This window comes from Mesorhizobium sp. M0207, assembly GCF_040321995.1.
In the GTDB taxonomy this organism is placed as follows: Bacteria; Pseudomonadota; Alphaproteobacteria; order Rhizobiales; family Rhizobiaceae; genus Mesorhizobium.
The window spans coordinates 1-26,122 of sequence record NZ_JAMYSQ010000036.1 but is presented as its reverse complement, the minus strand read 5'-3'; the positions used below and the strand labels follow the sequence as shown (position 1 = coordinate 26,122).

Below are 26,122 nucleotides of genomic sequence, written 5' to 3'. Positions count from 1 at the left end.
GCGCATTAGCCAGACTTTCTGATTAAAAAAATCCCGCGCTGCGGATCGGCTGCGCGGGATTTTTTGCTCCAATTCAGGCGACAGGCACCAGAGCGGAATGCATTCAATTGAATGGGGCATTCCGCTCTAACTGTTTGTTTTGCTGCATTTGTGCGGACGCCAAATGATTCCATTTGGCTGCAAAATGCTTATGGTGCGAAGATCGACCAGTTCATCGTCTTCGCCAGTTTTTCCAGCGCGATCGAACCCAGCCTGGAATTGCCGTTGGCGTTGAGGCCTGGCGACCATACGGCAAGCGAGGCGACCCCCGGCACGATCCCCAATATGCCGCCGCCAACGCCGCTCTTGCCGGGAATGCCGACGCGGAAAGCGAAGTCGCCGGAGCCGTCATAGTGGCCGCAGGTCAGCATCATCGCGCCGATGCGGCGGGCGCGCTCTGCCGAGACGACGGAATGCCCGGTCGCCGGGTTCTTGCCGCCATTGGCGAGGAAGCGGCCGGCCAGGGCCAGTTGCCGGCAGCTCATGGCGATAGCGCAATGATGGAAGTAAACACCCAGCGCCAGTTCCGGCGCATGGTGGAGATTGCCGAACGATTTCATGTAATTGGCAAGCGCGAAATTGCGAAAGCCGGTGGCGCGTTCGGACGCCGCGACCTCGCGGTCGATGATGATGGTGTCGTCATCGGCCAGGAACTGGATGAAGCGCAGGATCTCGCCGATCGCCTCGCGCGGCTGATGGCCGGCAAGCAGGATGTCCGAGACGACGATGGCGCCGGCATTGATGAATGGATTGCGCGGAATGCCGTTCTCGTGCTCGAGCTGGACGATCGAGTTGAACGGATTGCCCGAAGGTTCGCGCCCAACCCGCTGCCACAGCGCGTCGCCGACATTGCCGAGCGCCAGCGTCAGCGTGAACACCTTTGAGATGCTCTGGATCGAAAACGCCTCGTCGGCATCGCCCGCGGTCAGCACGCGGCCGTCATTGGTCACCGCGGCAATGCCGAATTTTTTCGGATCGATCTTGCCGAGTTGGGGAATATAGCTGGCGACGTCGCCGCGATCGGTACGCTCCGCCATTTCGGCGGCGACCTCGCGCAACGCCTGTTCAAGTTGAGGCGCCTGTTCAAGCTCCGGCATCGTCGCCCCCGCTACTTCAGCCAGCGTTCGATACGCGCCATCGCCTCGACCATGTCGTCGTGGCTGCCGGCATAGGAAAAGCGCATCGTGCGATGGCCTTGCAGCGGGTCGAAATCGCGGCCCGGCGTCGCCGCCACATGCGCCTCGGCAAGCATCCGGCGCGCAAACGCCATGCTGTCATTGGTGTGCCTGGTGACGTCGCAGAAGGCGTAGAACGCGCCGTCCATAGGCGCGGCCAAAGCAAAGCCGAGCTCCGGCAGGCGTTGCATCAGGAGCTCGCGGTTCCAGGCATAGCGCGCCTTCACCGCTTCCAGCTCTGGCGTCGCCTTGAACGCCTCGATCGCGGCAATCTGGGACAGTTCGGGCGGCGAGATGTAGAGGCTCTGGGCGATGCGCTCGACCGGCCGCACCAGTTCCTGCGGCAGCACCATCCAGCCGATGCGCCAGCCGGTCATGCAATAATATTTCGAGAAGGAATTGATCACCGTCACATCCGCGCCGAAAGCAAGCGCCGTCGTGTCGGGCGCCGCATAGGCCAGCCGGTGATAGATTTCGTCCGAGATGACGGCGATGCCGAGCTCTTGCGCCGTTTTGACCAGCGCCTCGAGATCGCCGGCGGGAATGACCGCGCCGGTCGGGTTGGCCGGGCTGGCGAACAGCACGCCCTTCAGCGGTTTTTCGCGGTGCGCGGCTTGCAGGTGCTCGGCATGCAGATAGGCGGCGCCGTCCAACTCGATCTCGGCGATGTCGATGCCGAGCGCGGCCATGATGTTGCGATAGGCAGGATAGCCGGGCGCAGCGATGGCGACGCGGTCGCCTGGATCGAACATTGCCAGGAAAGCGAGGTTGAAGGCAGCCGACGATCCGGTGGTGACGGCTATCCGCTCGGGCGAAACGTCAAGCCCGTAATGCTCGCCATAATGCGCCGCGATCGCCTTGCGCAGGCCGGCGAGGCCCAGCGCGTCGGTATAGCCGATGCGGCCTGTCTTCAAGGCATTGGCCGCCGCTTCGCGAACCCCGGCCGGCGCCGGATCGGAAGGCTGGCCGACGGCCATGGAAACGACCGGCAGGCCCTGGGCTTTCAGCCGATTCGCCTCGGCCAGGATGTCCATGGCATGGAACGGTTCGACCGCGCCGCGGCGCGAAAGCGAAACAACCATTTTTCAATCCACCACACTTGTCCGCACGTGCCGGCCATGCTGGCCGCGCCGCACAAATGCCCGATTGGTGTGGGGATCACAAGTTCGGTAAGTTTAGGCTGCCGACTTTTCATCCTTCGCCCACTCGTCTACCAGTGGACCTGCCATGTTGAGCCGACCCAAATCGACGATCGCCAGGACAGCGCGCGCCCTCGCGACGCTTTTGCTTGCCGCGGTGGTCGCCATGGCCGGCTCGGTCAATGCCTTTGCGCAGAATATGCCGGTTGTGCGCGATGCCGAGATCGAGGCGCTGGTGCGCGATTACGCGCGGCCGATCTTCAAGGCGGCGGGCTTGTCGGGCGACGCCATCAACATCGTGCTGGTCAACGACCAGAGCTTCAACGCCTTTGTTGCCGGCCGCCGGCTGTTCATCAACACCGGCGCGCTGATGACGGCCGAAACGCCCAACGAGATCATTGGCGTCATTGCCCACGAGGCCGGCCATATCGCCGGCGGACACCAGCAGAAATTGCGAGAACAGCTCGAGCGCGCCAAGACGATGGCGATCCTGGCGACGCTGCTTGGCGCCGGCGCCATGGTGGCCGGCGCCACCAGCAACAGCCACGGTCTCGCCGGCGCCGGCATGGGCGTGGTGGCCGGCGGCGGCGAGATGGCGCAACGCAGCATCCTCGCTTATCAGCGCACCGAAGAGATGACCGCAGACCGTTCGGCGATCACCTATCTCAATGCAACCGGCCAATCCGGCATGGGCATGCTGAAGACGTTTGGCCGCTTCCAGAACGCATTGTCGCTCTCGGGCGCGCAAGTCGATCCCTACAGGATCAGCCATCCGATGCCGCAGGAGCGTATCGCCAATCTCGAAGTGCTGGTGAAGCAGAGCCCTTACGTCGACAAGGTCGACCCGCCGGCACTGCAGCAGCGCCACGACATGATGCGCATCAAGATCGCCGCCTACATGCAGGGCCAGGCGGCGGCGTCGCGATTGATGCGCAAGAACCCCGGCAGCCTCGCCTCACGCTATGGCGACGCGCAGATGACCTATCTGTTCGGCAATCTGGCGTCGGCGCTCACCAAGACCAACGCGTTGATCAAGGAACAGCCGAAAAATCCCTATTTCCAGGAATTACGCGGCGACATCCTGATGAAGGCGAACCGGCCGAAGGATGCGGCGGACGCCTATGCCAAGTCGGTCAGCCTCGATCCGGCGCGATCCGGGCTGCTGCCTGTCTCGTACGGCCAGGCGCTGATGGCGATCGGCACGCAGGATTCGCTGAAGAAGGCGGTGGCGCAGATCAACACCGGCCTCGGACGGGACCGCGAAAACGCCGCCGGATACCGCTATCTGGCACAGGCTTACGGGGAACTCGGCAACATCCCGGCCGCCGAGCTTGCAACCGCCGAAGGGCATTTCTATTCCGGCGACTACAAGAATGCGAAAATCTTCGCCATGCGGGCGCAGCAGAGCATGAAGCGTGGCGAGCCGGGCTGGCTTCGCGCGCAGGACATTATAAACTACGCACCATCAGGTAAGAAGAAGTGAACCTTTCGGACGCAGGCTGCGACACAGCCAAACCGGGCGGACCCGAACACAGGCAAGAGGATCGAGGATCATGACAAAGGCAATTCTGCTGGGCACTACCGGAGTGGCAGCGGCTCTCGCCATGCTGGCGTTCGGCTTCGTCGCCGGCAATCCGCAGACGGCGAAGGCCGGCACGGCACAGCTTGCCCAGACGACGTCCTCAGGTACCAAGCTCGACCGTGCCGAAGTCGAAGGCATCGTCCGCGACTATCTGCTGAAGAACCCGGAAGTGCTTCTGGAAGCCCAGCAGGCACTCGAGGCCAAGCAGAAGGAAGAACAGCGCGTCGCCAGTCTCGGCGTCATCAAAGACGCCAAGGACCAGATCTTCAATTCCTCATTCGACGGTGTTGTCGGCAATCCGAACGGCAAGGTCACCATCGTCGAATTCTATGATTATAATTGCGGCTACTGCAAACGCGCCATCGACGACATGCGCGCGCTGACCAAGGCCGATCCGGACCTGCGCTTCGTACTCAAGGAGTTCCCGATCCTCGGCCCGGATTCGCAGAAGGCGAGCGTCGTCTCGATGGCCTTCCATTTGATGAAGCCGGAGAAATACGGCGAATTCCATAATGCGCTACTCGGCGGCCAGGGGCGCGCCACCGAGGCGGCGGCAATCAAGGTGGCGCTGTCGCTCGGCGCCGACGAGGCGGCGCTGCGCGAAAAGATGAAGGACCCGAGCATCACCGAGGCCTTCTCCAAGACCTATGATCTCGCCACCAAGCTCGCCATCACCGGAACGCCGTCCTATGTCGTCGGCAACGAGGTGGTGTTCGGCGCGCTTGGCCAGGAAGTGCTGGCCGAAAAGATCGAGGCGGCGAAGGCCGCGCTCTGATCAGCATTCGGGTTTCGATTAGGCTGCGGGTTTCCGGCACGGGCCGTTTTCCGGCTGTTGGGGACGGCGAAAGAACGCACTTGCGCTCTTTTCGCCAGCGTCTATGCCCATTATAGAGGGTCCGGCGCGCCGGCTTAGCCGCGCCGGGAAAGGTCGGCATTTTTTGAAAACGGTTTTCGTCCTGAACGGCCCCAATCTCAACGCGCTCGGCAAGCGCGAGCCGGGCATCTATGGCGGCAAGACGCTTGCCGCGATCGCCGACGACTGCAAGCAGGCAGGTGCCGCACTTGGGCTGGAGATCGATTTCCGCCAGTCGAACCATGAGGGCGACCTCGTCGACTGGATCCACGAGGCCGCCGACAAGGCCGCCGCAATCGTCATCAATCCGGGCGCCTACGGCCATACCTCGATCGCCATTCACGATGCCATCCGCGCCGTCGCGCCGCTGCCGGTGGCTGAGGTGCATCTCTCCAACATCCACGCGCGGGAACCATTCCGCCACGTCTCCATGGTCGCGCCGGTCGCCGTCGGCATGATCTGCGGGTTCGGGCCGCTCGGCTACACGCTGGCGCTGCAGGCGCTGGCTGCACGCCTATGACCGGCCAACAAACAGAAGGCTCGAAAATGTCGATAAAGAAGAACGGTGTTGACCAGCAGCTGATCCGCGATCTGGCGGGCATACTGAACGACACCAACCTGACCGAGATCGAGGTCGAGCTGGGCGATCTGAAGGTGCGCGTCTCGCGGCAGGCGCCGGCCGTCCATGCCGTCGCCGCAGCTCAGCCGGCCTATGCCCCGGCAGCCGCGCAGCCTGCGGCAGCGGCCGCGCCGGCGACGCCCGACGTGTCGAAGAACGCCGTTGCCTCGCCGATGGTCGGCACCGCCTATCTGGCACCGTCGCCCGACGCCAGGCCGTTCATCGAAATCGGCCAGAAGGTCAAGGAAGGCCAGACGCTGCTGATCATCGAAGCAATGAAGACGATGAACCAGATCCCCTCGCCGCGCGCCGGCACGGTGACGGCGATCCTGTTTGAAGATGCGCAGCCGGTCGAATATGGCATGCCGCTCGTCGTGATCGAGTAGAGCCGGGAACAGGCGAAAGATGTTCCAGAAAATCCTCATCGCCAATCGCGGCGAAATCGCCCTCAGGGTGCTGCGCGCCTGCAAGGAGCTCGGCATCCAGACGGTGGTGGTGCATTCGACCGCCGACGCCGACGCCATGCATGTGCGTCTCGCCGACGAGAGCGTCTGCATCGGCCCGCCGCCGTCGCGCGACAGCTATCTCAACATCCACCAGATCGTCGCCGCCTGCGAGATCACCGGCGCCGACGCGGTGCATCCCGGCTACGGTTTTCTGTCGGAGAACGCCAAGTTCGCCGACATCCTCGCCGCGCACAACATCACCTTCATCGGCCCGACCGGCGACCATATCCGCATCATGGGTGACAAGATCGAGGCCAAGCGTACCGCAAAACGCCTCGGCATTCCCGTGGTGCCCGGCTCCGACGGCGCGGTCACCGAGGACAAGGAAGCCAAGCGCATTGCCGCCGCGATCGGCTACCCCGTGATCATCAAGGCATCGGCCGGCGGCGGCGGGCGCGGCATGAAAGTGGCGCGTAGCGAGGCCGATCTCGAGGTGGCGCTGCAGACGGCACGCTCGGAGGCGGGTGCGGCCTTCGGCGACGACGCAGTCTATATCGAGAAATATCTGCAGAAGCCGCGCCATATCGAAGTGCAGGTGTTCGGCGACGGCGCCGGGCGCGGCGTGCATTTCGGCGAGCGCGACTGCTCGCTGCAGCGCCGCCACCAGAAGGTCTGGGAAGAAGCGCCCTCGCCGGCTCTCAATGCCGAGGAGCGCGCGCATATTGGCGGCGTCTGCGCCAGGGCGATCGCCGATCTCGGCTATTCCGGCGCCGGCACCATCGAATTCCTCTATGAGGACGGCGAGTTCTATTTCATCGAGATGAACACGCGCCTGCAGGTCGAACATCCGGTGACCGAGGCGATCACCGGCATCGACCTCGTGCACGAGCAGATCCGCGTCGCCTCGGGCGGCGGGCTTTCGGTGCGCCAGGAGGATATCCGCTTCCACGGCCATGCCATCGAATGCCGCATCAATGCCGAGGATCCGCGCACCTTCACGCCCTCGCCGGGCACCATCACCCATTTCCACACGCCGGGCGGGCTCGGCATCCGCGTCGATTCCGGCGTCTATTCGGGCTACAAGATCCCGCCCTACTACGACAGCCTGATCGGCAAGCTGATCGTGCATGGCCGCAACCGCGTCGAATGCATGATGCGGCTGCGGCGCGCGCTCGACGAATTCGTCGTCGACGGCATCAAGACGACGCTGCCACTGTTTCGCGACCTCGTTGGCAACGCCGACATCGCCAATGGCGACTACGACATCCATTGGCTGGAAAAATACCTGGCCGAAGGCGAGTGATACAGGGCGAAGCGATGACCCGTCCCTACGCACCCGGTTATCGCATCCCGACCGACCTTTTGCTCAAAGCCTATGCCTCCGGCGTCTTCCCGATGGCCGAAAGCGCCAATGACCCCGAAGTATTCTGGGTGCGGCCGGAGACGCGCGGCATCATTCCGCTCGACGGGTTCCACATACCGAAAAGCCTGAGAAAGACGATCCGCAAGAACCTGTTCGAGTTCCGCATCGATTTCGACTTTGAGGCGACGATCGAGGCCTGCGCTGAAAGGCGCGAGGAACGTCGGTCGACCTGGATCAACGCGCCGATCCGCGAAGCCTATATCGAGCTGCATCGGATGGGCCATTGCCATTCGGTCGAGGCCTGGCACAACGACCGACTGGTCGGGGGGCTCTACGGCGTATCGCTCGGCCGCGTGTTCTTCGGCGAGAGCATGTTCGCCAGGGAGACCGACGCGTCAAAGGCCTGCCTGGTTCACCTCGTCGAACGCCTGAAGGCGCGTGGCTTTGCACTGCTCGATACGCAGTTCACCACCGAGCATCTCAAACGCTTCGGTGCAATCGACGTGCCGCGCGGCAAGTACGAGAAGATGCTGGCCGAGGCGCTGAAGGGCGAGGCCGTGTTTTTTCCATAACCTGGAATGGCTCATCGTTTCACGGAAACGCAATTCCGGACGGAAAGCCGTTCACACTTCCTGGAATTGCTCTTGCGGCCGGTCAGCCTTTTGCTGCCGTCACCAGCGGCGTCTGTGCGTGGAACATCATCTTCCAGCCATTGACGCGGTGGACATAGCCGGTGCTGACCAGCGCCGCATAGGCTTCGCCATCTTGCCGCGTCGCACGCGCCTCGTAGGTCAGCATGACGATGTCGCTGCCCGGCTCGATGATGCCCTTGAGGTCGATGTCGAGATCGCGCCAGCGGTTCGGGTCCGTGGCAGTTGCGGCCAGATCGGTATTGCTCATCACCCGCGCCATCTGCGGGAAGGCCACCAGGCAGTCGGTATCGGCATTGGCCTTGAAATAGTCGGCACCGCCGGTCCAGAATCCCCTTTCGATGTCGAGAAGTTCGTTCTTGTTGGCCATCATCATGGCAACCTCCTCCGTAGAGAGGCACCAACGCTCGGGCAACGCGGCGGTTCCGCAGGGCGCGGTATGCGCCGCGCACTGACAGATTCTAGTTGGTTTTGGGGGCGGCGGGTGCCGGCACGTCGGACTTCTGCTTGCAGCCCTTCAGCCAGATATCATAGACGGCATGCTCGACGGCGTTGATCCCGGGGCTTTCGGCAAACATCCAGCCGGTGAAGATACGGCGTATTTTCCGATCGAGCGTGATCTCGTCGACCTCGACGAACGAATCCGTCTTCGGCTCTTCGTTTTCGGGCCGCGAATAGCAGATGCGCGGCGTCACCTGCAAAGCGCCGAACTGCACCGTCTCGTCGATATAGACATCGAAGGTGATGATACGGCCGGTGATCTTGTCGATGCCGGCGAATTCAGCGACTGGATTGGTGATGCGCTCGGATACTGCCGGTGCTGCAGGCGCCACCGACGCGTCCGGCGCAGGCGGCGCCAATTCCTGCGCAGTAGCGAGCGCCACCATAGAAGCGAGAACGACCGCGGTTAATCCGCCCGTCAAAATTCGGCTGAACATGCTCATGCAAGGTCCGGTAGTTTGCGCCCGGGTGATTCTCTTAACGCCAAGGCTAGTTGCTGCTGTCGGATCAGCAAACAGCTAAACAGCAATTGTGGCGACAAAGGACCGCCCTCGTGGGGACCGCCCCGTAGGGACCGCGCGCGTGTCGCGGCGATCGATCACGAACCAGGCGTCCAGGCGTCGTAGTCGCCCGTCACCTGCGGACGATGCTGGTTGGTCAGCACCGAGCCTTTCGGGCGATAGGCCGCGGGGCTGCCGGTGAGGTTCGGCACATGCGGCTTTTGCCAGTCGCGTGGCTTGTAGTCTTCGCTTGGCGGCGCAACGTCGACACGATGATGGATCCAGCCATGCCAGCCGGGCGGAATCGCCGAGGCTTCCGAATAGTCGCGGTAGATGACCCAGCGACGGGTGCGGCCTTCCGAATCGACGCCGCCCTCATAGTAGACGTTGCCGACCTCGTCCTGCCCGACCTTCTTGCCGTGCCGCCAGGTGTGGAAGCGCGTTCCCAATGTCTGGCTGTTCCACCAGGTGAAAAACTGCAGAAGGAAAGTCTTCATCCAAATCCTCGTGGCAAGTCCTTGAAGCAAGTCCTCGCGGCGGCTGCGGCGCCTGTTCCTGCTTATGGCGTCACGGCATTGCGAAGGCAAGGGTCTTGCCGCAACAGGCGAGCAAATGGCTGACGGGAAAGCGATACGTTCATGCTATTTTCGCGGCCGTCCGAAGCAGATGAAATAGGTTGTTGGCAACCTTACGCAGCGTTATTCTAGCAGTTGAAGCTTCGTTGCCTCAAGGACGGCAAATGAGAGGGGCTCATGTCATCGCTGGCGGGCACGGCCGGTCGCGCGTTGCCGCAGGTCGTTGAGGCGATCTACGATTCGATTGCCGACGTCGACCGCTGGCAGGCGACACTCGAGGCCATCTGCAATCTGGCGGAAGGCCAGCTTGCCATGCTCGCCGTCATCGACACGATCAGCAGCTCCGCGCGGTTTTCGGTGTCCTGCGGCGATCCCGCAGTTCTTGAGCCGTTGAAGCATGACTACGGCTCGCAAGTGCCGTTCTATGCGGCGGTTCCCAAGATGGAGATCGACGTGCCGTTCACCGTCGATTCGATCTACGCCCTGCAAGGCCCGGATACCCGGCAGAGATGGCTCGAAAGCCGCATCGTGCGCGAATGGGTGCAACCCAACCGCCTGGACGATTTCTTCTGGGTGGCGTTGATGAAGCGGCCGACCCGGATCGGCACGTTGATGGTGGTGACCGACAAGGACAGGCGCCAGATTTCCCGCGAGGATCTCGAGCTTGTCAGCCTGCTGGCACCGCATGTGCGGCGCGCGGTGACCATCGGCGACCTGTTCGAGGGCGAGCGGCGCAAGGCCGAAATCTTCCGCTCCATCATCGAAAGCCTCGACCATCCGGTGCTGATCGTGGCCGAAGACATGACCATCATCTTCGCCAACCCGTCAGCCGAAGCGCTGCTCGCCGAAAACATCTCGGTCGCTTGCGTGCGCGGACAGCTTTCCTTCACCTATGCCAACGCCAACGCCGCGATCGGCCGTGCCGTCCAGCTCGGCACGCGCGACGAATTCGCGCTCGGACCTTGCGGCATCAACATTCCCCTGGCCAGGACGGTGGTTCCGGCGGTGGCCCATGTCATGCCGCTGGCGCGGCGTGAAATCTCGGCGCGCATCTCGCAACGCGCCGCCGCAGCGATCTTCATCGCCGCGGCCGGTTCGACACCGACCCCGGCGCTGGACGCCATTGCGGCGCTGTTCGGACTGACCGCGGCAGAAAGGCGAGTCGCCGGTCACGTTGCCGCCGGCCTGACGCGAAAGGAAATCGCCGCAGCCGGCGGCGTCTCGGACGGCACCGTCAAGTCGCAGCTGGCGACGATCTTCGACAAGACCGGTACCGGCGATCAGCGCGAGCTCGAACTGTTGATGCGCGAATTGTCACCGCCGTTGCGCTCCAGTTGATTTGCGCAGTTTCCTCGAACCGGCGGTGGTCCAAATGACTCGGCCGGTAAGTTTCTCAAACCTTTGACACCATCGTCCGCAAAATCTGGGAAACGAAACCGGCATCGTTGCAATTCGGCCAAAATCATGGTGCGGTCGTTCGCGGTCCAGAAACGCGGCACTATGCTCGGCTGGAATGAAAATGGTTTCTGGCGCGGATCTCGATCTTTGACACCGACATCTACCGAGCGACTGCTCCCCTACCTCTTTCTGCTTGGGCTGATCGTAATCGCGGTCGCTTTCCGGCCACTGCTGCCCGTCGACGAAACGCGATATCTCAGCGTCACCTGGGAAATGTATCTGAGCGGACAGATCTTCGTCCCGACGATGAATTTCGCGCCCTATCTGCAGAAGCCGCCACTGCTGTTTTGGCTTATCGACCTTGTCTGGAACATTTTCGGCGCCAGCCGGCCGGCGGCGATGCTGGTCATCTTCGCCGCCTCCTCGCTCGTCATCTGGCTGACGACGGCGTTGGCAAAGACCCTGTTTCCGGGCCGCGACGACATCGCGCGGCGCATCCCCTGGCTGGTTGCCGGAAGCAGCGTGTTCGTCATCTATTCGACGCTGATCCTGTTCGACCTGTTGCTGACGGTCTTTGTGCTCGCCGCGCTGTTGTCGTTGATTGCCTTTGCCCGCAGCGGCAACCGCTGGCAGGCCGTTCTGGCCGGGCTGTTCATCGGCGCGGGCGTGCTGACGAAAGGCCCGGTGGTGCTGATCCATATCGGCGCGCCCATCGTGTTCTACCCGTTCTGGCGCGACCGGCGGGCGGGACTGACGACACCGAACTTCCTCGCTGGAGTGGGCCTGGCCCTGCTCGCCGCGCTGATTCCGGTGGCGATCTGGCTGGTGCCGGCGACCATCCTGACAAAAGGCAATTTCGTCTACGATCTCGTCTGGAACCAGTCGGCGGGGCGTGTCACCGGCAATTTGCGCAATTCGCATGGCCGGCCGTTCTATTTCTATCTGCTGCTGCTGCCCGTCATGTTAATACCGTGGATCTTCATACCCGAGGTGTGGCGGTTGAAGGTGCGCACGCGGATACGCAGCCTGATCGACGCGAAGTCGCCGGATCTGCGCGCCTTGCGCCTGCTGTCATTCTCGTTCGTTGCTGTGTTTCTGGTGTTCAGCGCGATATCCGGCAAGCAGCCTCACTATGTCGTGCCGATGCTGCCGTTCGTGGTCATCCTGTTCGGCTATTTCATGGCGGAGATCCCGCTCGCCAGGCTGAAGAGCTCGGCCATCGTCATGCTTGTCATTTTCGGCATTGGCCACGCGGTGGCATCGGCAACCGCGTTCAAACGCTATGATCTGACGCCGCTCGCCAACTTCATCTACGAGCGAAAGGATGCGGACTGGGCCGTGGCTTTCGACTATCAGGGCGAAGTCGGCTTCCTGGCCCGGTTGCAAAAGCCGTTCGAAAGCACCGACAAACCGGAAGAATGGCTTGGCTCGCATCCCAGCGGCTATGTCATCGACAAGGTTTCCAAGGATCCCGGCACTGCAGGGCAAATCGCGTTCCGGCTTCGCGTCGAACGCGGCTATCTCGTCGTGCTGAAGGGACAGCATTGACGATCGTCACCGGTATGCGAGTTCGTCCCCCGCGCGGGAGATGAAGGCGTTGCTGCTTCGTGGTTCCATCGCTCGATAGAACCGGGAGGTATTCATGCGCAAGCTCATCTCGACGACGCTTTTTGCCGTATCGCTCGCTGTGGCCGGCCTTGCCGCCGATCCGGCATGGAGCTTCAAATGTCAGTCCGGAACGATTGGGCAAGGCAGTTGCTCCTGCTCCGGGACCGCCGACTGCACCGATATGCGGCATTCCAAAATGTGCAAGGGCGACCTGAACTGCGGTTCGGGCAAATGCTCCTGCACGGCCGCATTGGTAGTCGACCCCGGCCCGAAAACCCCCAAGCCCAAGGTCGTCGCGCCGATGGCGACAACCAAAGGCGTCGTGAAGCAGTAGATATCCAATCCGAAAGGACGGCGGCTCGACGTCGCTGGGCCGGCCCGATGTTTTCGCGGTTCGTCCCCCATGCGGGCGATGAACCGCTGTCGAAGAAATGGTGTTGTCTAGCCGGAGGGTGGTTTCCAACCGAAAGAGCGAGGATACCATGTTGAAAACCTGCACGATGCTGTTCTTCTGCCTGATGGCGGCCGCCGCGGCCGCCCAGCCGCCGCCGTCGGGGCCGCCGGTTCCCAGTGCGGCACTTGCCCCATGCAACGCCACACAATCGAACAGGCCCTGCAAAGCCGAACTCGGCGTGTTCCTGATCACCAACACCGTCCGCAACTTGGCGCAAGCCAAGGTCGACGCCACCAACGCACAGCTGGCCGCCCAGGGACGATCATCACGCGCATCGATCGAATCGCTGAAGCAATGGCGGCCGTCGCGCTTTGCGACGCAGATGCTGAACCAGCCGAACAGCTGGTTTGTCAAAGTTCCTTACATCCTGACCATCAAAGTCTCGATCCCGGTGACCTCCGACCGCCACATCGGCATTCCCATAGACGTCAACGTCTTCTGCAGCGGCTGGCAGACCGATTCCAGCCAGGTCATCATCCGCTCGCAACCCGGCCCAGCGAGCTTCGAGGGCGGCAACATCCTCGAAGACGTTTTCAACGTCGGCAATTACATCGACGCTCAGGTACGCAGCTCGTTTTCGGCACCCCTGCCGGTGACGACGCCGGTTCCAAATTCGAAATGCTCGGCAATAGACGGCTCCGATGCCGGCACGCAGGCCACCGGCGATGATCTCATCTTCTGGACGGTGCCGCGGCGCAACCTGGTGGTGACGGACGCCATAGCCAAGCCGACGGTTGAAGTGACCTTCGACAGCCTCACACGCCTGCCAGCCCGCGACTTCCACAACAATGTCGTCTATGCGGAATCCGAGGCCATAAACCTCAACGTCTATGCCAATGAGGATGGCCGTCAGAAGGCGCTGACGATGCGCGAAGGCGACGTGGCTGCGCTGAACGTTCCCGCAGTACGGCTGGACGCGCGAAAATACGATTCGCTGGTCGTCATCGGCAATGTCGACCAGCCGCCGAACGACCCCAGAGACAGCGCCTTCGCAGTAGCGGCCAAGACTGCGGGATTCGGTGCCGGTTCCAAGATCATGCAGATCCCGAAGTGGTATTCGAGGCCGCCGGACCAGTTCAATCCCAAGCCTACATGGATCAGAGTTCCCGGCTATGAGCTGCACTATACGGTACGCTATCTCAACAGCGGCGGGCTGGCCGTCGATGGTGGAACCAGTACGGTCCGGCCTCCAAAAGTCGCCGTTCCGATAAAGACGCTCATCAAGCCGAAAACGCCCTGACGCGGCCGCTCGCGGATGACGGCGGCGGTTCAGACCGCTACCGCCTTCCCCCGCGCGGCAGATGCGCCAGCACCGGCATCATGGCCTGATCTTGCCGGAACAAACGCGCCGCTGCGCCACGAGCGAGCGGCGCCATCGATGGAGACAAACGATGCAGCACCTTCCCCTCACCATGCCCGCCGTCCGGATCATTGCGGCAATCTCGCTGCTTGCCTTCCCGAACTTCCTGCCGCCGGTCACGAGCCCGGCGAACGCGCTGCCGGTCAGCCAATCCTGCCGGATCACCACCTACTACAAGACTGCGGCAAAGGCGACGGAGGTTGGCGTGCGCTCGACGTGCCAGGGCGTCAAAAAATGGGGCGTCACCTCGAAATATTACGAGGTGGAAAAAATCGAAGCCGCCACGCCCCCGCACACGTCGGGCGGCGGCGGCAGCCTGCCGTGCGAGTTTCTCGCTGCCGGCTGCTCCAACCTGCCTGAGAAACGCAACTGAGCGCCAGGCAAACGAGCTAGCCGATCGCCTTCTCCAAAACCAGCGCCGGCAATCCCGAGGCGCCGCCGCAATCGGCCGTGTTGCCGGCGGGCAAGAACCCCCTCGAGCGGTAGAAGGCGACAGCCGGAGCATTTGCTTCCTCGACCTCGACACGCAGCGTCCGGGCCTCCGGAAAGCTGGCCTCGATCTCGTCCAGCAGCGCCTGGCCGATGCCTTGCCTCTGCCAGGCCGGATGCACGTAAAGCTGGTTCAGCATGACGATCCTGGCATCCGTGGTAGCGGCGGCGAAAGCCATGCCGCCGATGTTTTTGCCGTCGTCGGCGACCAGGAACTCCGAGTTGGGCCGCATCAGCCGTGCTTTGAGCGCGGCGACAGAATGCCATTCATCGGTGATTTCGGTGACCCGCGGCCCGCCGTAGATGGCATCATAGGTGGCATGCCATGTCTCGACCAGCAATGCGCGCACCGCCGCAAGATCGCGCTCGCCGGCGGTGCGGACGAACATCCTACTCGATCCCGAGCCTGGCCTTGACCAGCTCGTTGACCGCCTGCGGGTTGGCCTTGCCGCCGGTCGCCTTCATCACCTGGCCGACGAACCAGCCGGCCATGGTCGGCTTGGCGCGCGCCTGTTCGACCTTGTCCGGGTTGGCCGCGATCACCTCGTCGACCGCCTTTTCGATGGCGCCGGTATCGGTGACCTGCTTCATGCCGCGGCTTTCGACCAGCTGACGCGGATCGCCGCCCTCGTTCCAGACGATCTCGAACAGATCCTTGGCGATCTTGCCGGAGATGGTGCCTTCCTTGATCAGATCGATGACCGCGCCGAGCTGATCGGGCGAAACCGGAGCATTTTCAATACTCTTGCCGGCTCTGTTCAACGCACCCAGCAAATCGTTGATGACCCAGTTGGCGGCAAGCTTGCCATCGCGACCAGCGGCCACCTTCTCGAAATAGTCGGCGACCGCCTTTTCCGATACCAGGATCGAGGCGTCGTAGGTCGACAGGCCGAGCGAGGTGATCAGCCGCGCCTTTTTCGCGTCGGGAAGTTCCGGCAGGTCCTTTGCCAACTCGTCGATATAGGCCTGGTCGAATTCCAGCGGCAGAAGGTCGGGATCGGGGAAATAGCGGTAGTCGTGCGCTTCTTCCTTGGAACGCATCGAGCGCGTTTCGCCCTTGTTGGGGTCGAACAGCCGCGTTTCCTGGTCGATCTTGCCGCCGTCCTCCAGGATGGCGATCTGGCGGCGTGCCTCGTAGTCGATGGCCTGGCCGATGAAACGGATGGAGTTGACGTTCTTGATCTCGCAGCGCGTACCGAATTCGCCGCCGGGCCGGCGCACCGAGACGTTGACGTCGGCGCGCAGGGAGCCTTCGTCCATATTGCCGTCGCACGTGCCGAGGTAGCGCACGATGGTGCGCAGCTTGGTGACATAGGCCTTGGCTTCATCGGCGGAGCGCATATCCGGCTTGGAGACGATCTCCATCAGCGCCACGCCGGAGCGGTTGAGATCGACATAGGACATCGTCGCATGCTGGTCGTGCATCGACTTGCCGGCGTCCTGCTCCAGATGCAGGCGCTCGATGCCGACCTCGATGTCCTCGAATTCGCCCTGCCGGTCCGGGCCGACCGAGACGATCACCTTCCCCTCGCCGACGATCGGCTGCTTGAACTGCGAGATCTGGTAGCCCTGCGGCAGGTCGGGATAGAAATAGTTTTTCCTGTCGAAGACCGATTTGTGGTTGATCTCGGCCTTCAGGCCCAGCCCGGTGCGGATCGCCTGCTTGACGCATTCCTCGTTGATGACCGGCAGCATGCCGGGCATCGCCGCGTCGACCAGGCTGACATTGGCGTTGGGCGCGGCGCCGAAAATGGTCGAGGCGCCGGAAAACAGCTTTGCCTGCGAGGTCACCTGCGCGTGGACCTCGAGGCCGATGATGATCTCCCAGTCGCCGGTGGCGCCGGGAACCAGGCGCTTGGCGTCGGGCGTGCGGGTGTCGATAATGCTCATAAGGGCCTGCATACTGAAATTGCGGATATGCGAGAACGCATATTCTGCTGTGCAACTTCGCTAGTGCAAACCGCCAAAAGAGACAAGCGCAAAGCCGCAGGCGCCGACGCGGCACAGGCCCGCACCTGCCGCGACGAACTGCGATAGCAGCTTGAAAAATCGACCTGCCGGCAACCCGGCCGCCGTCACCTATGCCGTGGCGATATAGGCCCTGATCTCCTCGGCCTCGCGCTCGACATCCTCGATGCGCCGCTTGACCACGTCGCCGATCGACACGATGCCGTCGAGCAGCCCGTTCTTTTCCACCGGCAGATGGCGGAAGCGGCCCTTGGTCATGATCTCCATAACCTCGTTGACGGTGTGGTTCTCATTGCAGATCTTCACCTTGGGCGTCATCGCCGAGCGGACGGCAAGGTCGAGCGCCGCCGCCCCCTCCTTGGCGAGAACCCGCACCACATCGCGCTCGGAAAGAATGCCGACGATCTTGTGATCGCCGTTGGTGATGACCAGCGCGCCGATCCTGTGTTCGGAAAGCATGCGGATGGCTTCGCTGAGCTTTTCGTTCGGCCCGAGCGTCACCACGTCGTGGCCTTTTGCCTCGAGAATTGCCTTAACAGTCATGGCGTCCTCCTCTGCATTTCCTGCCGGCTCCTGCCCTGGCCGGCTTGCCCTGGGATGAACATGGTGCGCCGCGAACGGTTGCATTTCAAGTGCGGCCGTCTCAGGTCTCCGGCTCGTCCGCCTGCCGGGGCACCTGCTCTCGCCGATCAAAAAACCGCAGGCCGAAAAAGCCGGCAAGAAAGCCGCCAATATGGGCTTCCCAGGCGATCTGGCCGTCAATGCCAGGCGCCAGGCCGAAGAGGCCGGTCGCGAGGTTGATCACCATCCACATGGCGAGAAAGGTGACGACGCCGCGCGAGCGCAGCACCGCCGCCATCGGCAAAGGCTGGCCGGCGAAGGCGGCCTTGCCCGACGATCGGTCAATGCGGAAGCCGTAGCGTGCCGCCGCGCCCATCATGCCGGAAATCGCGCCGGAGGCGCCGACCAGCGGCGCCTCGCCAAGCGGGTGCATGGCCCAGAACAACGCCACCGCCGCCAGTCCGGTCGCGGCGAAGAACAGGCTGAAGCGCAGCGCGCCGAAGCGGTTGGCCAACGGTGAGCCGAAGGCCGCGAGCCACACCATGTTGATGGCAAGATGGGCAAAGCCGCCATGCAGGAAGGCATAGGTAAAGGGGCTCGAAAACGCGAAGAAATCCAGATCGAAGCGGCCCGAATAGCGGATGGGGATAAAGGCAGCCCGGACAAGCAGTTCGAAGTCCTGGTCGTCGGTCAGCCAATAGACCCGGATCAGATGGACCGCGACGCAGATGCCGATCACCGCCAGCACCACGGGCGGCAGGTTGAACACCGGTTCGCGGCGCTGCTCCGGTTCGCGGGCGGCAGGCCCACCCTGACCCTGCTCGATCTCCGGTGGGCTTTCTGGGTCGCTCATATGGCTTGCACTCAGTCGCTGGATTGGACTTGGCGAGCATGTAGATCACGGCCAACCGAATCACAAACGGCGAATCAGCAGCCCCGAATCAAAAAAAGAAGCCGTCCAAGGTTTCCCTTGAACGGCTGGTCGAGCCCCCTTGCTCCCCCTGAACTCTTGACTGAAGTGCTGCCGATCGTCGCAAAACGACCGCTTCTGGAGTGGTTTTGGTGTGCCACAGGCCTGGCCGGCGCGCAACGTAAACCAGTTGTTAACCTTAACCGCCCCGACCCGTGAACAAGTATTAACGATGCTGGCACGCATCCTGCTCCGCAACGCATGTAGGTCTTCGGAGGGCGCCCTTCTGTTCACCGATGGGACATCAGAAGACAGAATGCGCGGAGCAGCATTAGCATGAACCAGACCGGATCGATCACGCTGTTCCATTATTGGAACCGGTTGCGTGACGGACGCCCTGCCCCGAAGCGCTCGGAAGTCGAACCCGCCGACATCAAGTCGCTGCTGGCCGACACGTTCATCCTGGAAAAGGACACGCGCGGCGAAGCGGTGTTCCGGCTCGCCGGCACCAGGCTCTGCGCGGTCTATGGCCGCGAACTCAAGGGGTTTTCATTCCCTTCGCTGTGGCGCGAGAAGGACCAGCGGCTGATCTCGAAGCTGACCGATGGCGTCTTCGACCTGAAATCGGTGGTGCTCATCACCTACGAGGGTTTCAGCCGCAGCGGCCGTTCCAACAGGTTCGAGCTGCTCGCGCTGCCGCTCGACGGCGGTGTCGAGAGCCCGCGTTGCCTCGGTGTTATAAGTGCCGTCGAAAAGCCCTTCTGGCTGGGCGCCGACCCGGTTCTCGACGCGCTGATCGATTCGATCCGCGTCGTCGATCCCGACAAGGAGCCGATGTTCCCGGGGAACCGGCCGGCGATAGAGGTTCCCTCGCTCGCCCCGTCGGAATTCGACCCGCCCGAGACGATTTCGGCGCTCGGCCAGGCCCGCCGCATCCGTCACCTGGTCGTCTTCGACGGCGGACGCGAGGAATGATGCCTAAAGCTTAAAGCAATGGCGCCGGGCTTTCCCCTTTGTTAACCTGCTTTGTTGTAGTTTTCCGCTGAAATTCCCCGCATCCATGCGCGGAATGCCGAACGGGGTATGGCAGTGATGAGGTCAGCGGCGGTCGACCATGCGCCGTCCCAAGCTGAAAGGCGTAACTTTCAGCGCGTCCGCGTGAAAATTTACGGACGCTTCATGCTGGAAGACCGCACCGAACATCCCTGCCAGGTGGTCGACATGTCGCCCGGCAACGTTGCGCTGCGCACCGAGCGCGCCGGCCTGGCTGGCGAAAAGGTCATTGCCTATATCGATCACATCGGCCGCATTGAAGGCGTCATCACCCGCACTTTGCAGGATGGCTTTGCGATGACCGTCATCGCGTCGGACCGCAAGAGGGACAAGCTCGCCGCGCAACTGACCTGGCTTGCCAACAAGCACGAGCTCGACCTGCCGGAAGACCGCCGCCATGAACGCGTGGCGCCGCGCAACCCGACGAGCGTGCTGCAGCTTGCCGACGGGCGCCAGTACCAGTGCCGCATCATCGACCTGTCGCTGTCTGGCGCGGCGATCGAGATCGACGTCAAGCCGGCCATCGGCGTCCAGGTGACGCTGGGCACCATGCGCGGCCAGATAGTGCGGCATTTCGAAGATGGCGTCGCCATCGAGTTCGCCGTCATCCAGCGGCCGGAAACGCTCGATACCGAATTCAGCTCGTCGCGCGGCTGACGCGGAAGCGTCAGCACTATAGGGAAGAGAGAGGCTGGCGATCCTTCGCGCCCCCCTCTGTCTTGCCCTCTTTGCCACCATTTGGCATCTCCCCCACGAGGGGGGAGATCGGCTTTCAAAACGGCTTTCACCAATCTCAAGCGTCGCAGGAATGAGCGGGCCGCCGGAACTGCCAATCTCCCCACTTGTGGGGGAGATGTCCGGCAGGACCGAGGGGGCGCTGTCCCGCTGTCGCGGATGCACCCGAAGGGCACCCTAACAATTCTATACTCAATTGCGTCAAATTTTATGTTTATTCTACTGGCGTTTTACTTAATGTCTACTTCGCGCTTTTGCGTCAAATAAATCCAGCCGTGTCATTGTCTCCTCAAACGGGGAGACTGAATAATGAACAGGATGAGGGGCAAGCTGTTGCTGGCGGCAATAGCGATGCAGCTTTTCGGTTGGGGGACTGTAAACGCGGCGGAGCCGGCCTTCATGCACACCGGCGGCCGCACCACGCAGCCGGTCGGACACTACGAATTGTGCCAGCAGCTTCCGCAGGAATGCAATCAGAGGACGCCTGGCCGGGCACCCGTCGAGCTGACCCGCAAGCTGTGGGCGACGATCGTCAAGATCAACAATTCGGTCAACAGCAGGGTCGCGCCGCGCACCGACATGGAAATGTGGGGCAAGGAGGAAGTCTGGTCCTTTCCCAATAGCGGCTTCGGCGACTGCGAGGACTATGCGCTGGAAAAGCGCCGCGAGCTGATGAGCATCGGCGTGCCGGCCGGCGATCTGCTGATGACGGTGGTGCGCCAGCGCAATGGTGACGGCCATGCGGTGCTGACCGTGCGCACCAGCCTTGGCGAGTTCATCCTCGACAATCTCCAGCCCAAGGTGCTGTCCTGGACCAATACCGGCTACACCTACCTGAAGCGCCAGTCCGAGCGGAATTCCGGCGCCTGGGTGACGATCAACGACGGCCGCTCCGACGCGGTCGCCAGCGTCCGCTGAGGACGCCAAGGCATGTCGCCCAAAAGCGCGTAGCGGTTTTGGGCGACATGCATAAAGCAGAGGTTAAGTGCGTCGCATGACTTCGCGCTTTAGGAGAAACCCGGTCGAGTCCCCACCCTCCCCGTCCCCAACGACCGGGTTTAAGGAGCCGGCCCCGTCCCCGGGCCGGCTCCACCATTTCTGGCGGAACACATCTCGATACAGTTATCTCGGCTTTGCCTCCAACTGCGCTTCGTCATCCAAGCTGTCTCACGATCGTTTGTGGGATACGAGCTGCCGTTTGCCGTCGAAACGCTGTTACTTGCCCCTGATACGGAACGCGTCGACAAAGGCGGAAAACGCCGGAGAGGGATGGCGCCGGCTTGGATAGTACAGGTGGTAACCCTGGAACGTCGGGCACCATTTGGTCAGGACTTCCTGGAGAAGGCCACTCTCAATGTGTGGAAGGACGAGTTCGCGCGGCAGATAGGCCAAGCCCACTCCGTCAAGCGCGGCCTGGATCGCCGGCCCCATGTTGTTAAGCGTCAGTTGCCCCTCGACCCGAGCACTGAACTCGCGCGCTCCTTCCCGCAATTCCCAGGCATAGACCGATCCTGACGTCGGCAGCCGGTAGTTGATGCAGTTATGGCCGGTCAGCTCCTGCGGCGTCTCCGGCGGTGTCCGGTGGGCGAAGTAATGGGGTGAGCCGACCACAGTGTAGGTGACGTCGGCTCCGATGCGCACGGCTACCATATCCCGGGCAATGGACTCGCCCAGACGCACGCCGGCATCGAACTGGCGCTCGACGATGTTGGTGAAGGCGTTGTCGACCACCAACTCGACATTGATATCGGGGAAGTCGCTCAGGAACTTTGGCAGCCGGGCGCGGAAGACAATGTCGACCGAATCGTCGGTACACACCAGGCGAATGTTGCCGGACGGCCTGTCGCGAAGGACGCCGAGAGCGCTGACCTCAGCCGCGATGCCTTCGAAATGCGGTTCGATGCCTTCCTTGAGGCGTTGACCGGCCGCCGTCGGGGCCACGTCGCGCGTGGTGCGAGACAGAAGACGGACGCCAAGCCGCGACTCCAGCGACTTGATGGTGTGGCTAAGGGCCGAAGGAGTGACCCCGAGCTTGGCGGCTGCTCGGGTGAAGCTCCGCGTCCGGGTGATCTCCAGGAACGCGCGCATTTCGGCGAACTCGTCGCGTGGCATTGATGAGCCTCATTCACAACCACATCAAAATTATACCCGCTAGTCGCATTTAGCCAGCCCGACTACTTAGTTCGGGAACGGACAGGAGACTGCCTTATGACCATCGATTTCGTGCTGGACGAGGCCACTGCTGCTGACAGCGGGACGACCCCATGGTCTGCGGTGGTCTGCCTGTCGCTGCTGACCTTCCTTCTGGTCGGACTGGAGTTCCTCCCGGTGAGCCTGCTCACCCCGATCGCTCAGGATCTGGCCGTCTCCGAGGGTCAGGCAGGCCAGGCAATCGCGGTATCCGGATTCTTCGCCGTGGTTACCAGCCTCTTCGGCAACTCGCTGTTGCGAAACGTCGATCGACGGACGGTGGTTCTGGTCTATACGGCAGTGCTGGCCGCATCGAGCCTGGCGGTGGCGCTTGCTCCCAACTTCCTGGTCTTCCTGGCCGGGCAGGCGCTGGTGGGCATCGCGATCGGCGGTTTCTGGTCACTGTCGACGGCCATTCTGGCCCGCCTGGCCGCGGGACCCGACCTGCCCAAGGCCATTGCCTTGCTCCAGGGTGGCACTGCCTTCGCATTGGTGATCGCCGCGCCCGTCGGCAGCTTCCTCGGATCGCTGATCGGATGGCGGGGAACGTTTTTCGTCACTGTCCCCATCGGCCTTGCGGCGCTCGTGTGGCAGTTGGCCGTTCTCCCGAAGATGCCGCCGACAGAGATCGCCTCGGTGTCGAGCATGTTCGGCCTGCTGCGGAATCGCAGATTCGCCATCGGCATGGGCGCGACCGGGCTCGCTTTCATCGGGCAGAACGCGCTCTCGATCTATCTGCGGCCGTTTCTGGAAAACGTGACGGGCCTTGAGGTCAACACCCTCTCACTGGCTCTATTGGGCGTCGGCCTCGGTGGCGTGGCGGGACTGTCGATTGTCGGCTTCATACTCCGGCGGCACCTCACAGCCGTGCTGATCGGGCTGCCGAGTGCACTCGCGGTCTTCGCTCTACTGCTGATTGCCTTTGGACCGTTTGCACGCGCCACGGCCGGCCTGCTGGTTCTTTGGGGACTGTTCGCTACCCCGATCCCGGTGGCGTGGAACACCTGGATGAGCACGCTCATCCCTGAAGACCTGGAGGCCGGGGGCGGACTCCAGGTCGCCCTGATCCAGTTCGCGATCGCAGGCGGCGCTATTGCAGGAGGCCTGCTGTTCGACGTGGCCGGCTGGTGGAGCGCCTTCCTTCTCGCCGCCGTCCTGCTCACGGGATCGGCCTTGCTCGCCGCCTCGGCCGGCCCCCGCACCTGAACTCTTTCAATTCTTGTCAAGGAGAATCTCATGTCCGAAGGAATCGAGAACAAGGTCGTCGTCATCACCGGTGCCAGCAGTGGCCTCGGTGAAGCGACGGCACGCCATCTTGCCGCACGAGGCGCTTCCGTGGTCCTGGGTGCACGGCGGTCACACCGCATCGACGCCCTTGTCCAGGAACTGACCGCCGCTGGGCACAAAGCCAAGGCCGTTACTACGGACGTCACCGACGCCGGCCAGGTCCAGAACCTGGTGAATACGGCGGTCCGGGAATTCGGCCGCATCGACGTGATGCTCAACAATGCGGGCCTCATGCCGTTGGCCCCGCTCGAACGGCTCAAGGTCGACGAATGGGACCGGATGATCGACGTCAACATCAAGGGCGTCCTTTACGGCATCGCGGCCGCGCTTCCGTACATGAAGGAGCAGCGATCGGGGCACATTATCAATGTCTCGTCCGTATACGGCCATGTGGTCGACCCGGGTGCGGCGGTCTATTGCGCCACCAAGTTCGCGGTGCGTGCGCTATCCGAGGGTCTGCGGAAAGAGGTGAAACCCTACAATATCCGCACCACGGTGATCTCGCCGGGCGCTGTCAGCACAGAGTTGCTCGAGCATATCAGCGAGAAGGATATCCAGCAGGGGACCAGGGACTTCGTGAGCAAGATCGCCGTGGGGCCAGATACGTTTGCCCGAACGGTCGCCTTCGCGATCAACGAGCCCGACGACGTCGATATCAACGAGATCTTGTTCCGGCCGACCGCCCAGCCGGTTTGACTTGGAAGGGGTTATGCTTCGGTATCTCAAGGCGCGGCTCCGCCATTTCCGGGTCGGCTAGACCTTCTTCAGCCCCGCCCTGAACCGCCTGCCGTTTGCCACATAATGCGCGGCCGAGGCGCGCAGCCTGGCGACTGCGTCCTCGTCGAGCATCCTGACGACGCGCGCGGGCGAGCCGACGATCAGCGAATTGTCGGGAAATTGCTTGCCTTCGGTGACCAGCGCGCCGGCACCGACCAGCGAGTTGTTGCCGATCTTCGCCCCATTCAGCACGATGGCGCCCATGCCGATCAGGCTGTTGTCGCCGATCGTGCATCCGTGCAGCAAGGCACGGTGGCCGATCGTGCAGCCTTGGCCGACGGTCAGCGGAAAGCCGGCGTCGGTGTGCATGATTGTGTGCTCCTGCACGTTTGTGTCGGCGCCGACGACGATCGGCTCGTCGTCGCCGCGGACGACGACGCCGAACCAGAAGCCGGCATTGCGGCCGATCCTGATATTGCCAATCAGCGTGGCGTCGGGCGCGATCCAATTGCTGTCGGCGTCCTCGAAGGCGGGCGCTTTTCCGTCAATCGCGTAGATCGGCATTGCTGTCTCCAGATCGTCTCACACCGACAAGCTGCCAGACCCTAGAAGCGAAGCCGCCCAGGACGCAATGGCGATCACCACCATGCCCAGCGCCAGCGCCCAGATGGTCGCCGTACAGCCGCAGGAGATCAGCCCCAGCACCGAGATGCGACGCTCGCGCCAGGCGTCCAGCGCCTCGTTGGCAAACATCAGCGGCCCGGCGCAAGCCGTCGCGGCGAGCGAGCGCAGCATGTGCTTCGACGATACATAGGGTTGGACGAAGGCAAGCCTGCGGCCGGCGATCAGCTCCATCGCCGATCCGGCCAGGCCGCAAGCCGTCAGCCCAGCCATAAAACTGAATATGATTTGTTCGACCGGGCCCATCTTTACCCTCCGTTTACCATGAAATTGCACAGTCGCCCGCAAAGCTGCGAAGCAAGAGCCGTGCCGCGTCGAGATGTGCCGTTCAGGTACACCCGATGGGACGGCAAACGAGGGTCGCGATGAAGCAGGCAGCCGCCACTGAGGGCCCGCAACTCAGCGTCGTCGATTCGACGCTGATGAGGCGGGTGTTTTATGCATTCGCGACGCTGGCGCTGGTTTCGGTGGCGATCAGCCTCGGGGGCAAATGGTTCGGCCGCTCGATCGCCATGGCCGGGTACACCGACGACACCACGGTCCACAGGGTCGTCATCGGCAACAACGTCATCGCCGTGCCGGCCAATGTCATCCGCTTTGCCCAGGCCCGGCGCGACGGCATCGCCTCGCGACTCGACCTCTGTCTGCGCTATCCCGAGATGGACGGCTACAGCGAGGCTGCCCGCAACGACTTCAACCACACGGGACCCAGCAAGGACATCGTCTTCCTGTCGTTCGAGCCGCAGATGATGTCGCGCGACATGAGCGGCCGCTTCGCGCCGATCTACAGCGCGCTGATCGCCAAGCCGGGTACGCCCGGCCCTGGCGGCACCACGCTTTACGCCTTCAGCGAGAAATCAGGCTATCTCAACGAAGTGCTGGCGGTCGCCGATCGCCCCGGCAAGGATCCGTTCGTCGCACGCTGCCTGAGCGGCCCGAGCGCGGACGAATCGCTGGCGCCCTGCGAACGCGACATCCTGGTCGGCGACAATCTCAGCCTCACCTACCGCTTCCCCCGGGAATTCCTGGGCGACTGGCAGGGGCTCGACGCGGCGATTTCTGCCGAAGCAGCGCGTGTGCAGAAGACCGGGCGATAAGCAACGAAACGAGCCGTTCCGTAGCGATCCTTCGCGCCCCTCTCTGTCCTACCGGACATCTCCCCCACAAGGGCAGGGGAATCGCATATGGCGATTTTGGGGTTGAGTTTAGGCTGAGAAAGGATTCTTTGGAGAGGCAGTTGAGCGAAGGAGCGACTGCCATTTCCTGCCT

General features: G+C 62.7%; 29 protein-coding genes. 17 read left to right on the top strand and 12 right to left on the bottom strand.

Features of this window, described 5'->3' with window-relative positions:
• Nucleotides 1-188 precede the first annotated feature (188 nt).
• Nucleotides 189-1,136, bottom strand: coding sequence for a glutaminase (locus tag NKJ15_RS30115; protein ID WP_352819378.1), 948 nt, complete (start codon nt 1,134-1,136; stop codon nt 189-191).
• 11 nt (nt 1,137-1,147) lie between these two features.
• Nucleotides 1,148-2,296 (bottom strand): pyridoxal phosphate-dependent aminotransferase, encoded by a 1,149-nt coding sequence (locus tag NKJ15_RS30110; protein WP_352819376.1) that lies wholly within the window; start codon nt 2,294-2,296, stop codon nt 1,148-1,150.
• A 145-nt stretch (nt 2,297-2,441) separates the two neighbouring features.
• Between NKJ15_RS30110 and NKJ15_RS30105 the strand changes: the two genes are divergently transcribed.
• The 6 genes from NKJ15_RS30105 to aat all read left to right on the top strand — a co-directional run bounded on the left by NKJ15_RS30105 (nt 2,442) and on the right by aat (nt 7,788).
• Nucleotides 2,442-3,836 carry a M48 family metalloprotease gene (locus NKJ15_RS30105; protein WP_352819374.1) on the top strand — a complete coding sequence of 465 codons (1,395 nt, stop codon included), beginning with the start codon at nt 2,442-2,444 and terminating at the stop codon, nt 3,834-3,836.
• 70 nt (nt 3,837-3,906) lie between these two features.
• A complete protein-coding gene (locus NKJ15_RS30100) occupies nt 3,907-4,710 on the top strand; it encodes a DsbA family protein (protein ID WP_352451092.1) in 804 nt (267 codons plus the stop codon).
• A gap of 163 nt (nt 4,711-4,873) precedes the next feature.
• Nucleotides 4,874-5,308, top strand: coding sequence for a type II 3-dehydroquinate dehydratase (gene aroQ, locus NKJ15_RS30095; protein WP_023717478.1), 435 nt, complete (start codon nt 4,874-4,876; stop codon nt 5,306-5,308).
• 26 nt (nt 5,309-5,334) lie between these two features.
• On the top strand, nt 5,335-5,793 hold the full coding sequence (gene accB, locus NKJ15_RS30090) for an acetyl-CoA carboxylase biotin carboxyl carrier protein (protein ID WP_292662508.1): 459 nt from the start codon (nt 5,335-5,337) through the stop codon (nt 5,791-5,793).
• Nucleotides 5,794-5,812: 19 nt separating this feature from the next.
• Nucleotides 5,813-7,156, top strand: coding sequence for an acetyl-CoA carboxylase biotin carboxylase subunit (gene accC / locus NKJ15_RS30085; protein WP_023674822.1), 1,344 nt, complete (start codon nt 5,813-5,815; stop codon nt 7,154-7,156).
• Between the two features lie 14 nt (nt 7,157-7,170).
• Nucleotides 7,171-7,788 carry a leucyl/phenylalanyl-tRNA--protein transferase gene (gene aat / locus NKJ15_RS30080; protein WP_023674821.1) on the top strand — a complete coding sequence of 206 codons (618 nt, stop codon included), beginning with the start codon at nt 7,171-7,173 and terminating at the stop codon, nt 7,786-7,788.
• An 82-nt stretch (nt 7,789-7,870) separates the two neighbouring features.
• Here aat and NKJ15_RS30075 read toward each other — a convergent pair whose 3' ends face one another.
• From NKJ15_RS30075 to NKJ15_RS30065, 3 genes are all read right to left on the bottom strand, one after another.
• Nucleotides 7,871-8,239, bottom strand: coding sequence for a hypothetical protein (locus NKJ15_RS30075; protein WP_352472795.1), 369 nt, complete (start codon nt 8,237-8,239; stop codon nt 7,871-7,873).
• 88 nt (nt 8,240-8,327) lie between these two features.
• On the bottom strand, nt 8,328-8,810 hold the full coding sequence (locus NKJ15_RS30070) for a DUF2155 domain-containing protein (RefSeq protein ID WP_023674819.1): 483 nt from the start codon (nt 8,808-8,810) through the stop codon (nt 8,328-8,330).
• 155 nt (nt 8,811-8,965) lie between these two features.
• Nucleotides 8,966-9,364 carry an NADH:ubiquinone oxidoreductase subunit NDUFA12 gene (locus NKJ15_RS30065; protein ID WP_023674818.1) on the bottom strand — a complete coding sequence of 133 codons (399 nt, stop codon included), beginning with the start codon at nt 9,362-9,364 and terminating at the stop codon, nt 8,966-8,968.
• A gap of 255 nt (nt 9,365-9,619) precedes the next feature.
• Here NKJ15_RS30065 and NKJ15_RS30060 point away from each other — a divergent pair, with 255 nt between their 5' ends.
• The 5 genes from NKJ15_RS30060 (at nt 9,620) to NKJ15_RS30040 (ending at nt 14,635) form a co-directional block, all read left to right on the top strand.
• Nucleotides 9,620-10,780, top strand: coding sequence for a helix-turn-helix transcriptional regulator (locus tag NKJ15_RS30060; RefSeq protein WP_352819372.1), 1,161 nt, complete (start codon nt 9,620-9,622; stop codon nt 10,778-10,780).
• A 207-nt stretch (nt 10,781-10,987) separates the two neighbouring features.
• Nucleotides 10,988-12,388, top strand: coding sequence for an ArnT family glycosyltransferase (locus NKJ15_RS30055; protein ID WP_352819370.1), 1,401 nt, complete (start codon nt 10,988-10,990; stop codon nt 12,386-12,388).
• 94 nt (nt 12,389-12,482) lie between these two features.
• A complete protein-coding gene (locus tag NKJ15_RS30050; protein WP_352472757.1) occupies nt 12,483-12,782 on the top strand; it encodes a hypothetical protein in 300 nt (99 codons plus the stop codon).
• A 148-nt stretch (nt 12,783-12,930) separates the two neighbouring features.
• The gene (locus tag NKJ15_RS30045) at nt 12,931-14,142 is read left to right on the top strand and encodes a hypothetical protein (protein WP_352819368.1); all 1,212 of its coding nucleotides are present in this window, start codon (nt 12,931-12,933) and stop codon (nt 14,140-14,142) included.
• A gap of 151 nt (nt 14,143-14,293) precedes the next feature.
• Nucleotides 14,294-14,635: a hypothetical protein gene (locus NKJ15_RS30040; RefSeq protein WP_352501642.1), complete on the top strand. Its 342-nt coding sequence runs from the start codon at nt 14,294-14,296 to the stop codon at nt 14,633-14,635.
• Nucleotides 14,636-14,651: 16 nt separating this feature from the next.
• Here NKJ15_RS30040 and NKJ15_RS30035 read toward each other — a convergent pair whose 3' ends face one another.
• From NKJ15_RS30035 to NKJ15_RS30020, 4 genes are all read right to left on the bottom strand, one after another.
• Nucleotides 14,652-15,140: a GNAT family N-acetyltransferase gene (locus NKJ15_RS30035; RefSeq protein WP_352472754.1), complete on the bottom strand. Its 489-nt coding sequence runs from the start codon at nt 15,138-15,140 to the stop codon at nt 14,652-14,654.
• A gap of 1 nt (nt 15,141) precedes the next feature.
• A complete protein-coding gene (gene gatB / locus NKJ15_RS30030; RefSeq protein WP_352614201.1) occupies nt 15,142-16,641 on the bottom strand; it encodes an Asp-tRNA(Asn)/Glu-tRNA(Gln) amidotransferase subunit GatB in 1,500 nt (499 codons plus the stop codon).
• A gap of 189 nt (nt 16,642-16,830) precedes the next feature.
• Nucleotides 16,831-17,262: a CBS domain-containing protein gene (locus NKJ15_RS30025; protein WP_023674810.1), complete on the bottom strand. Its 432-nt coding sequence runs from the start codon at nt 17,260-17,262 to the stop codon at nt 16,831-16,833.
• 100 nt (nt 17,263-17,362) lie between these two features.
• Nucleotides 17,363-18,133, bottom strand: coding sequence for a rhomboid family intramembrane serine protease (locus tag NKJ15_RS30020; protein WP_352819365.1), 771 nt, complete (start codon nt 18,131-18,133; stop codon nt 17,363-17,365).
• 393 nt (nt 18,134-18,526) lie between these two features.
• On the opposite strand from NKJ15_RS30020, the gene NKJ15_RS30015 reads away from it, so the two are divergent.
• The 3 genes from NKJ15_RS30015 to NKJ15_RS30005 all read left to right on the top strand — a co-directional run bounded on the left by NKJ15_RS30015 (nt 18,527) and on the right by NKJ15_RS30005 (nt 20,896).
• Entirely contained in the window at nt 18,527-19,165 is a 639-nt protein-coding gene (locus NKJ15_RS30015; RefSeq protein ID WP_023674809.1) for a PAS domain-containing protein, read from the top strand.
• 117 nt (nt 19,166-19,282) lie between these two features.
• On the top strand, nt 19,283-19,900 hold the full coding sequence (locus NKJ15_RS30010; RefSeq protein ID WP_352541383.1) for a PilZ domain-containing protein: 618 nt from the start codon (nt 19,283-19,285) through the stop codon (nt 19,898-19,900).
• A gap of 396 nt (nt 19,901-20,296) precedes the next feature.
• A complete protein-coding gene (locus NKJ15_RS30005; protein ID WP_352451124.1) occupies nt 20,297-20,896 on the top strand; it encodes a transglutaminase-like cysteine peptidase in 600 nt (199 codons plus the stop codon).
• 297 nt (nt 20,897-21,193) lie between these two features.
• Here the strand turns inward: NKJ15_RS30005 and NKJ15_RS30000 are convergent, their stop codons facing one another.
• Nucleotides 21,194-22,090: a LysR family transcriptional regulator gene (locus tag NKJ15_RS30000; protein WP_352472747.1), complete on the bottom strand. Its 897-nt coding sequence runs from the start codon at nt 22,088-22,090 to the stop codon at nt 21,194-21,196.
• 96 nt (nt 22,091-22,186) lie between these two features.
• On the opposite strand from NKJ15_RS30000, the gene NKJ15_RS29995 reads away from it, so the two are divergent.
• Nucleotides 22,187-23,374: an MFS transporter gene (locus tag NKJ15_RS29995; protein WP_352819363.1), complete on the top strand. Its 1,188-nt coding sequence runs from the start codon at nt 22,187-22,189 to the stop codon at nt 23,372-23,374.
• Nucleotides 23,375-23,404: 30 nt separating this feature from the next.
• Nucleotides 23,405-24,151, top strand: coding sequence for an SDR family oxidoreductase (locus NKJ15_RS29990; RefSeq protein WP_352541386.1), 747 nt, complete (start codon nt 23,405-23,407; stop codon nt 24,149-24,151).
• A 57-nt stretch (nt 24,152-24,208) separates the two neighbouring features.
• On the opposite strand, the gene NKJ15_RS29985 is transcribed toward NKJ15_RS29990, so the two are convergent.
• Nucleotides 24,209-24,736, bottom strand: coding sequence for a gamma carbonic anhydrase family protein (locus NKJ15_RS29985; protein ID WP_352766737.1), 528 nt, complete (start codon nt 24,734-24,736; stop codon nt 24,209-24,211).
• A gap of 18 nt (nt 24,737-24,754) precedes the next feature.
• Nucleotides 24,755-25,099: a DUF6949 family protein gene (locus NKJ15_RS29980; RefSeq protein WP_254817711.1), complete on the bottom strand. Its 345-nt coding sequence runs from the start codon at nt 25,097-25,099 to the stop codon at nt 24,755-24,757.
• 119 nt (nt 25,100-25,218) lie between these two features.
• Here NKJ15_RS29980 and NKJ15_RS29975 point away from each other — a divergent pair, with 119 nt between their 5' ends.
• Nucleotides 25,219-25,950: a hypothetical protein gene (locus NKJ15_RS29975; RefSeq protein WP_352819361.1), complete on the top strand. Its 732-nt coding sequence runs from the start codon at nt 25,219-25,221 to the stop codon at nt 25,948-25,950.
• The last annotated feature ends 172 nt before the right edge of the window (nt 25,951-26,122 follow it).

What these genes read in the sequence shown, in the direction of transcription:
- NKJ15_RS30115 (WP_352819378.1), bottom strand. Translation starts at nt 1,136, where the DNA reads ATGCCGGAGCTTGAACAGGCGCCTCAACTTGAACAGGCGTTGCGCGAG.
- NKJ15_RS30110 (WP_352819376.1), bottom strand. Translation starts at nt 2,296, where the DNA reads ATGGTTGTTTCGCTTTCGCGCCGCGGCGCGGTCGAACCGTTCCATGCC.
- NKJ15_RS30105 (WP_352819374.1), top strand. Translation starts at nt 2,442, where the DNA reads ATGTTGAGCCGACCCAAATCGACGATCGCCAGGACAGCGCGCGCCCTC.
- NKJ15_RS30100 (WP_352451092.1), top strand. Translation starts at nt 3,907, where the DNA reads ATGACAAAGGCAATTCTGCTGGGCACTACCGGAGTGGCAGCGGCTCTC.
- accB (WP_292662508.1), top strand. Translation starts at nt 5,335, where the DNA reads ATGTCGATAAAGAAGAACGGTGTTGACCAGCAGCTGATCCGCGATCTG.
- accC (WP_023674822.1), top strand. Translation starts at nt 5,813, where the DNA reads ATGTTCCAGAAAATCCTCATCGCCAATCGCGGCGAAATCGCCCTCAGG.
- aat (WP_023674821.1), top strand. Translation starts at nt 7,171, where the DNA reads ATGACCCGTCCCTACGCACCCGGTTATCGCATCCCGACCGACCTTTTG.
- NKJ15_RS30075 (WP_352472795.1), bottom strand. Translation starts at nt 8,239, where the DNA reads ATGATGGCCAACAAGAACGAACTTCTCGACATCGAAAGGGGATTCTGG.
- NKJ15_RS30070 (WP_023674819.1), bottom strand. Translation starts at nt 8,810, where the DNA reads ATGAGCATGTTCAGCCGAATTTTGACGGGCGGATTAACCGCGGTCGTT.
- NKJ15_RS30065 (WP_023674818.1), bottom strand. Translation starts at nt 9,364, where the DNA reads ATGAAGACTTTCCTTCTGCAGTTTTTCACCTGGTGGAACAGCCAGACA.
- NKJ15_RS30060 (WP_352819372.1), top strand. Translation starts at nt 9,620, where the DNA reads ATGTCATCGCTGGCGGGCACGGCCGGTCGCGCGTTGCCGCAGGTCGTT.
- NKJ15_RS30050 (WP_352472757.1), top strand. Translation starts at nt 12,483, where the DNA reads ATGCGCAAGCTCATCTCGACGACGCTTTTTGCCGTATCGCTCGCTGTG.
- NKJ15_RS30045 (WP_352819368.1), top strand. Translation starts at nt 12,931, where the DNA reads ATGTTGAAAACCTGCACGATGCTGTTCTTCTGCCTGATGGCGGCCGCC.
- NKJ15_RS30040 (WP_352501642.1), top strand. Translation starts at nt 14,294, where the DNA reads ATGCAGCACCTTCCCCTCACCATGCCCGCCGTCCGGATCATTGCGGCA.
- NKJ15_RS30035 (WP_352472754.1), bottom strand. Translation starts at nt 15,140, where the DNA reads ATGTTCGTCCGCACCGCCGGCGAGCGCGATCTTGCGGCGGTGCGCGCA.
- gatB (WP_352614201.1), bottom strand. Translation starts at nt 16,641, where the DNA reads ATGAGCATTATCGACACCCGCACGCCCGACGCCAAGCGCCTGGTTCCC.
- NKJ15_RS30025 (WP_023674810.1), bottom strand. Translation starts at nt 17,262, where the DNA reads ATGACTGTTAAGGCAATTCTCGAGGCAAAAGGCCACGACGTGGTGACG.
- NKJ15_RS30020 (WP_352819365.1), bottom strand. Translation starts at nt 18,133, where the DNA reads ATGAGCGACCCAGAAAGCCCACCGGAGATCGAGCAGGGTCAGGGTGGG.
- NKJ15_RS30015 (WP_023674809.1), top strand. Translation starts at nt 18,527, where the DNA reads ATGAACCAGACCGGATCGATCACGCTGTTCCATTATTGGAACCGGTTG.
- NKJ15_RS30010 (WP_352541383.1), top strand. Translation starts at nt 19,283, where the DNA reads ATGAGGTCAGCGGCGGTCGACCATGCGCCGTCCCAAGCTGAAAGGCGT.
- NKJ15_RS30005 (WP_352451124.1), top strand. Translation starts at nt 20,297, where the DNA reads ATGAGGGGCAAGCTGTTGCTGGCGGCAATAGCGATGCAGCTTTTCGGT.
- NKJ15_RS30000 (WP_352472747.1), bottom strand. Translation starts at nt 22,090, where the DNA reads ATGCCACGCGACGAGTTCGCCGAAATGCGCGCGTTCCTGGAGATCACC.
- NKJ15_RS29995 (WP_352819363.1), top strand. Translation starts at nt 22,187, where the DNA reads ATGACCATCGATTTCGTGCTGGACGAGGCCACTGCTGCTGACAGCGGG.
- NKJ15_RS29990 (WP_352541386.1), top strand. Translation starts at nt 23,405, where the DNA reads ATGTCCGAAGGAATCGAGAACAAGGTCGTCGTCATCACCGGTGCCAGC.
- NKJ15_RS29985 (WP_352766737.1), bottom strand. Translation starts at nt 24,736, where the DNA reads ATGCCGATCTACGCGATTGACGGAAAAGCGCCCGCCTTCGAGGACGCC.
- NKJ15_RS29980 (WP_254817711.1), bottom strand. Translation starts at nt 25,099, where the DNA reads ATGGGCCCGGTCGAACAAATCATATTCAGTTTTATGGCTGGGCTGACG.
- NKJ15_RS29975 (WP_352819361.1), top strand. Translation starts at nt 25,219, where the DNA reads ATGAAGCAGGCAGCCGCCACTGAGGGCCCGCAACTCAGCGTCGTCGAT.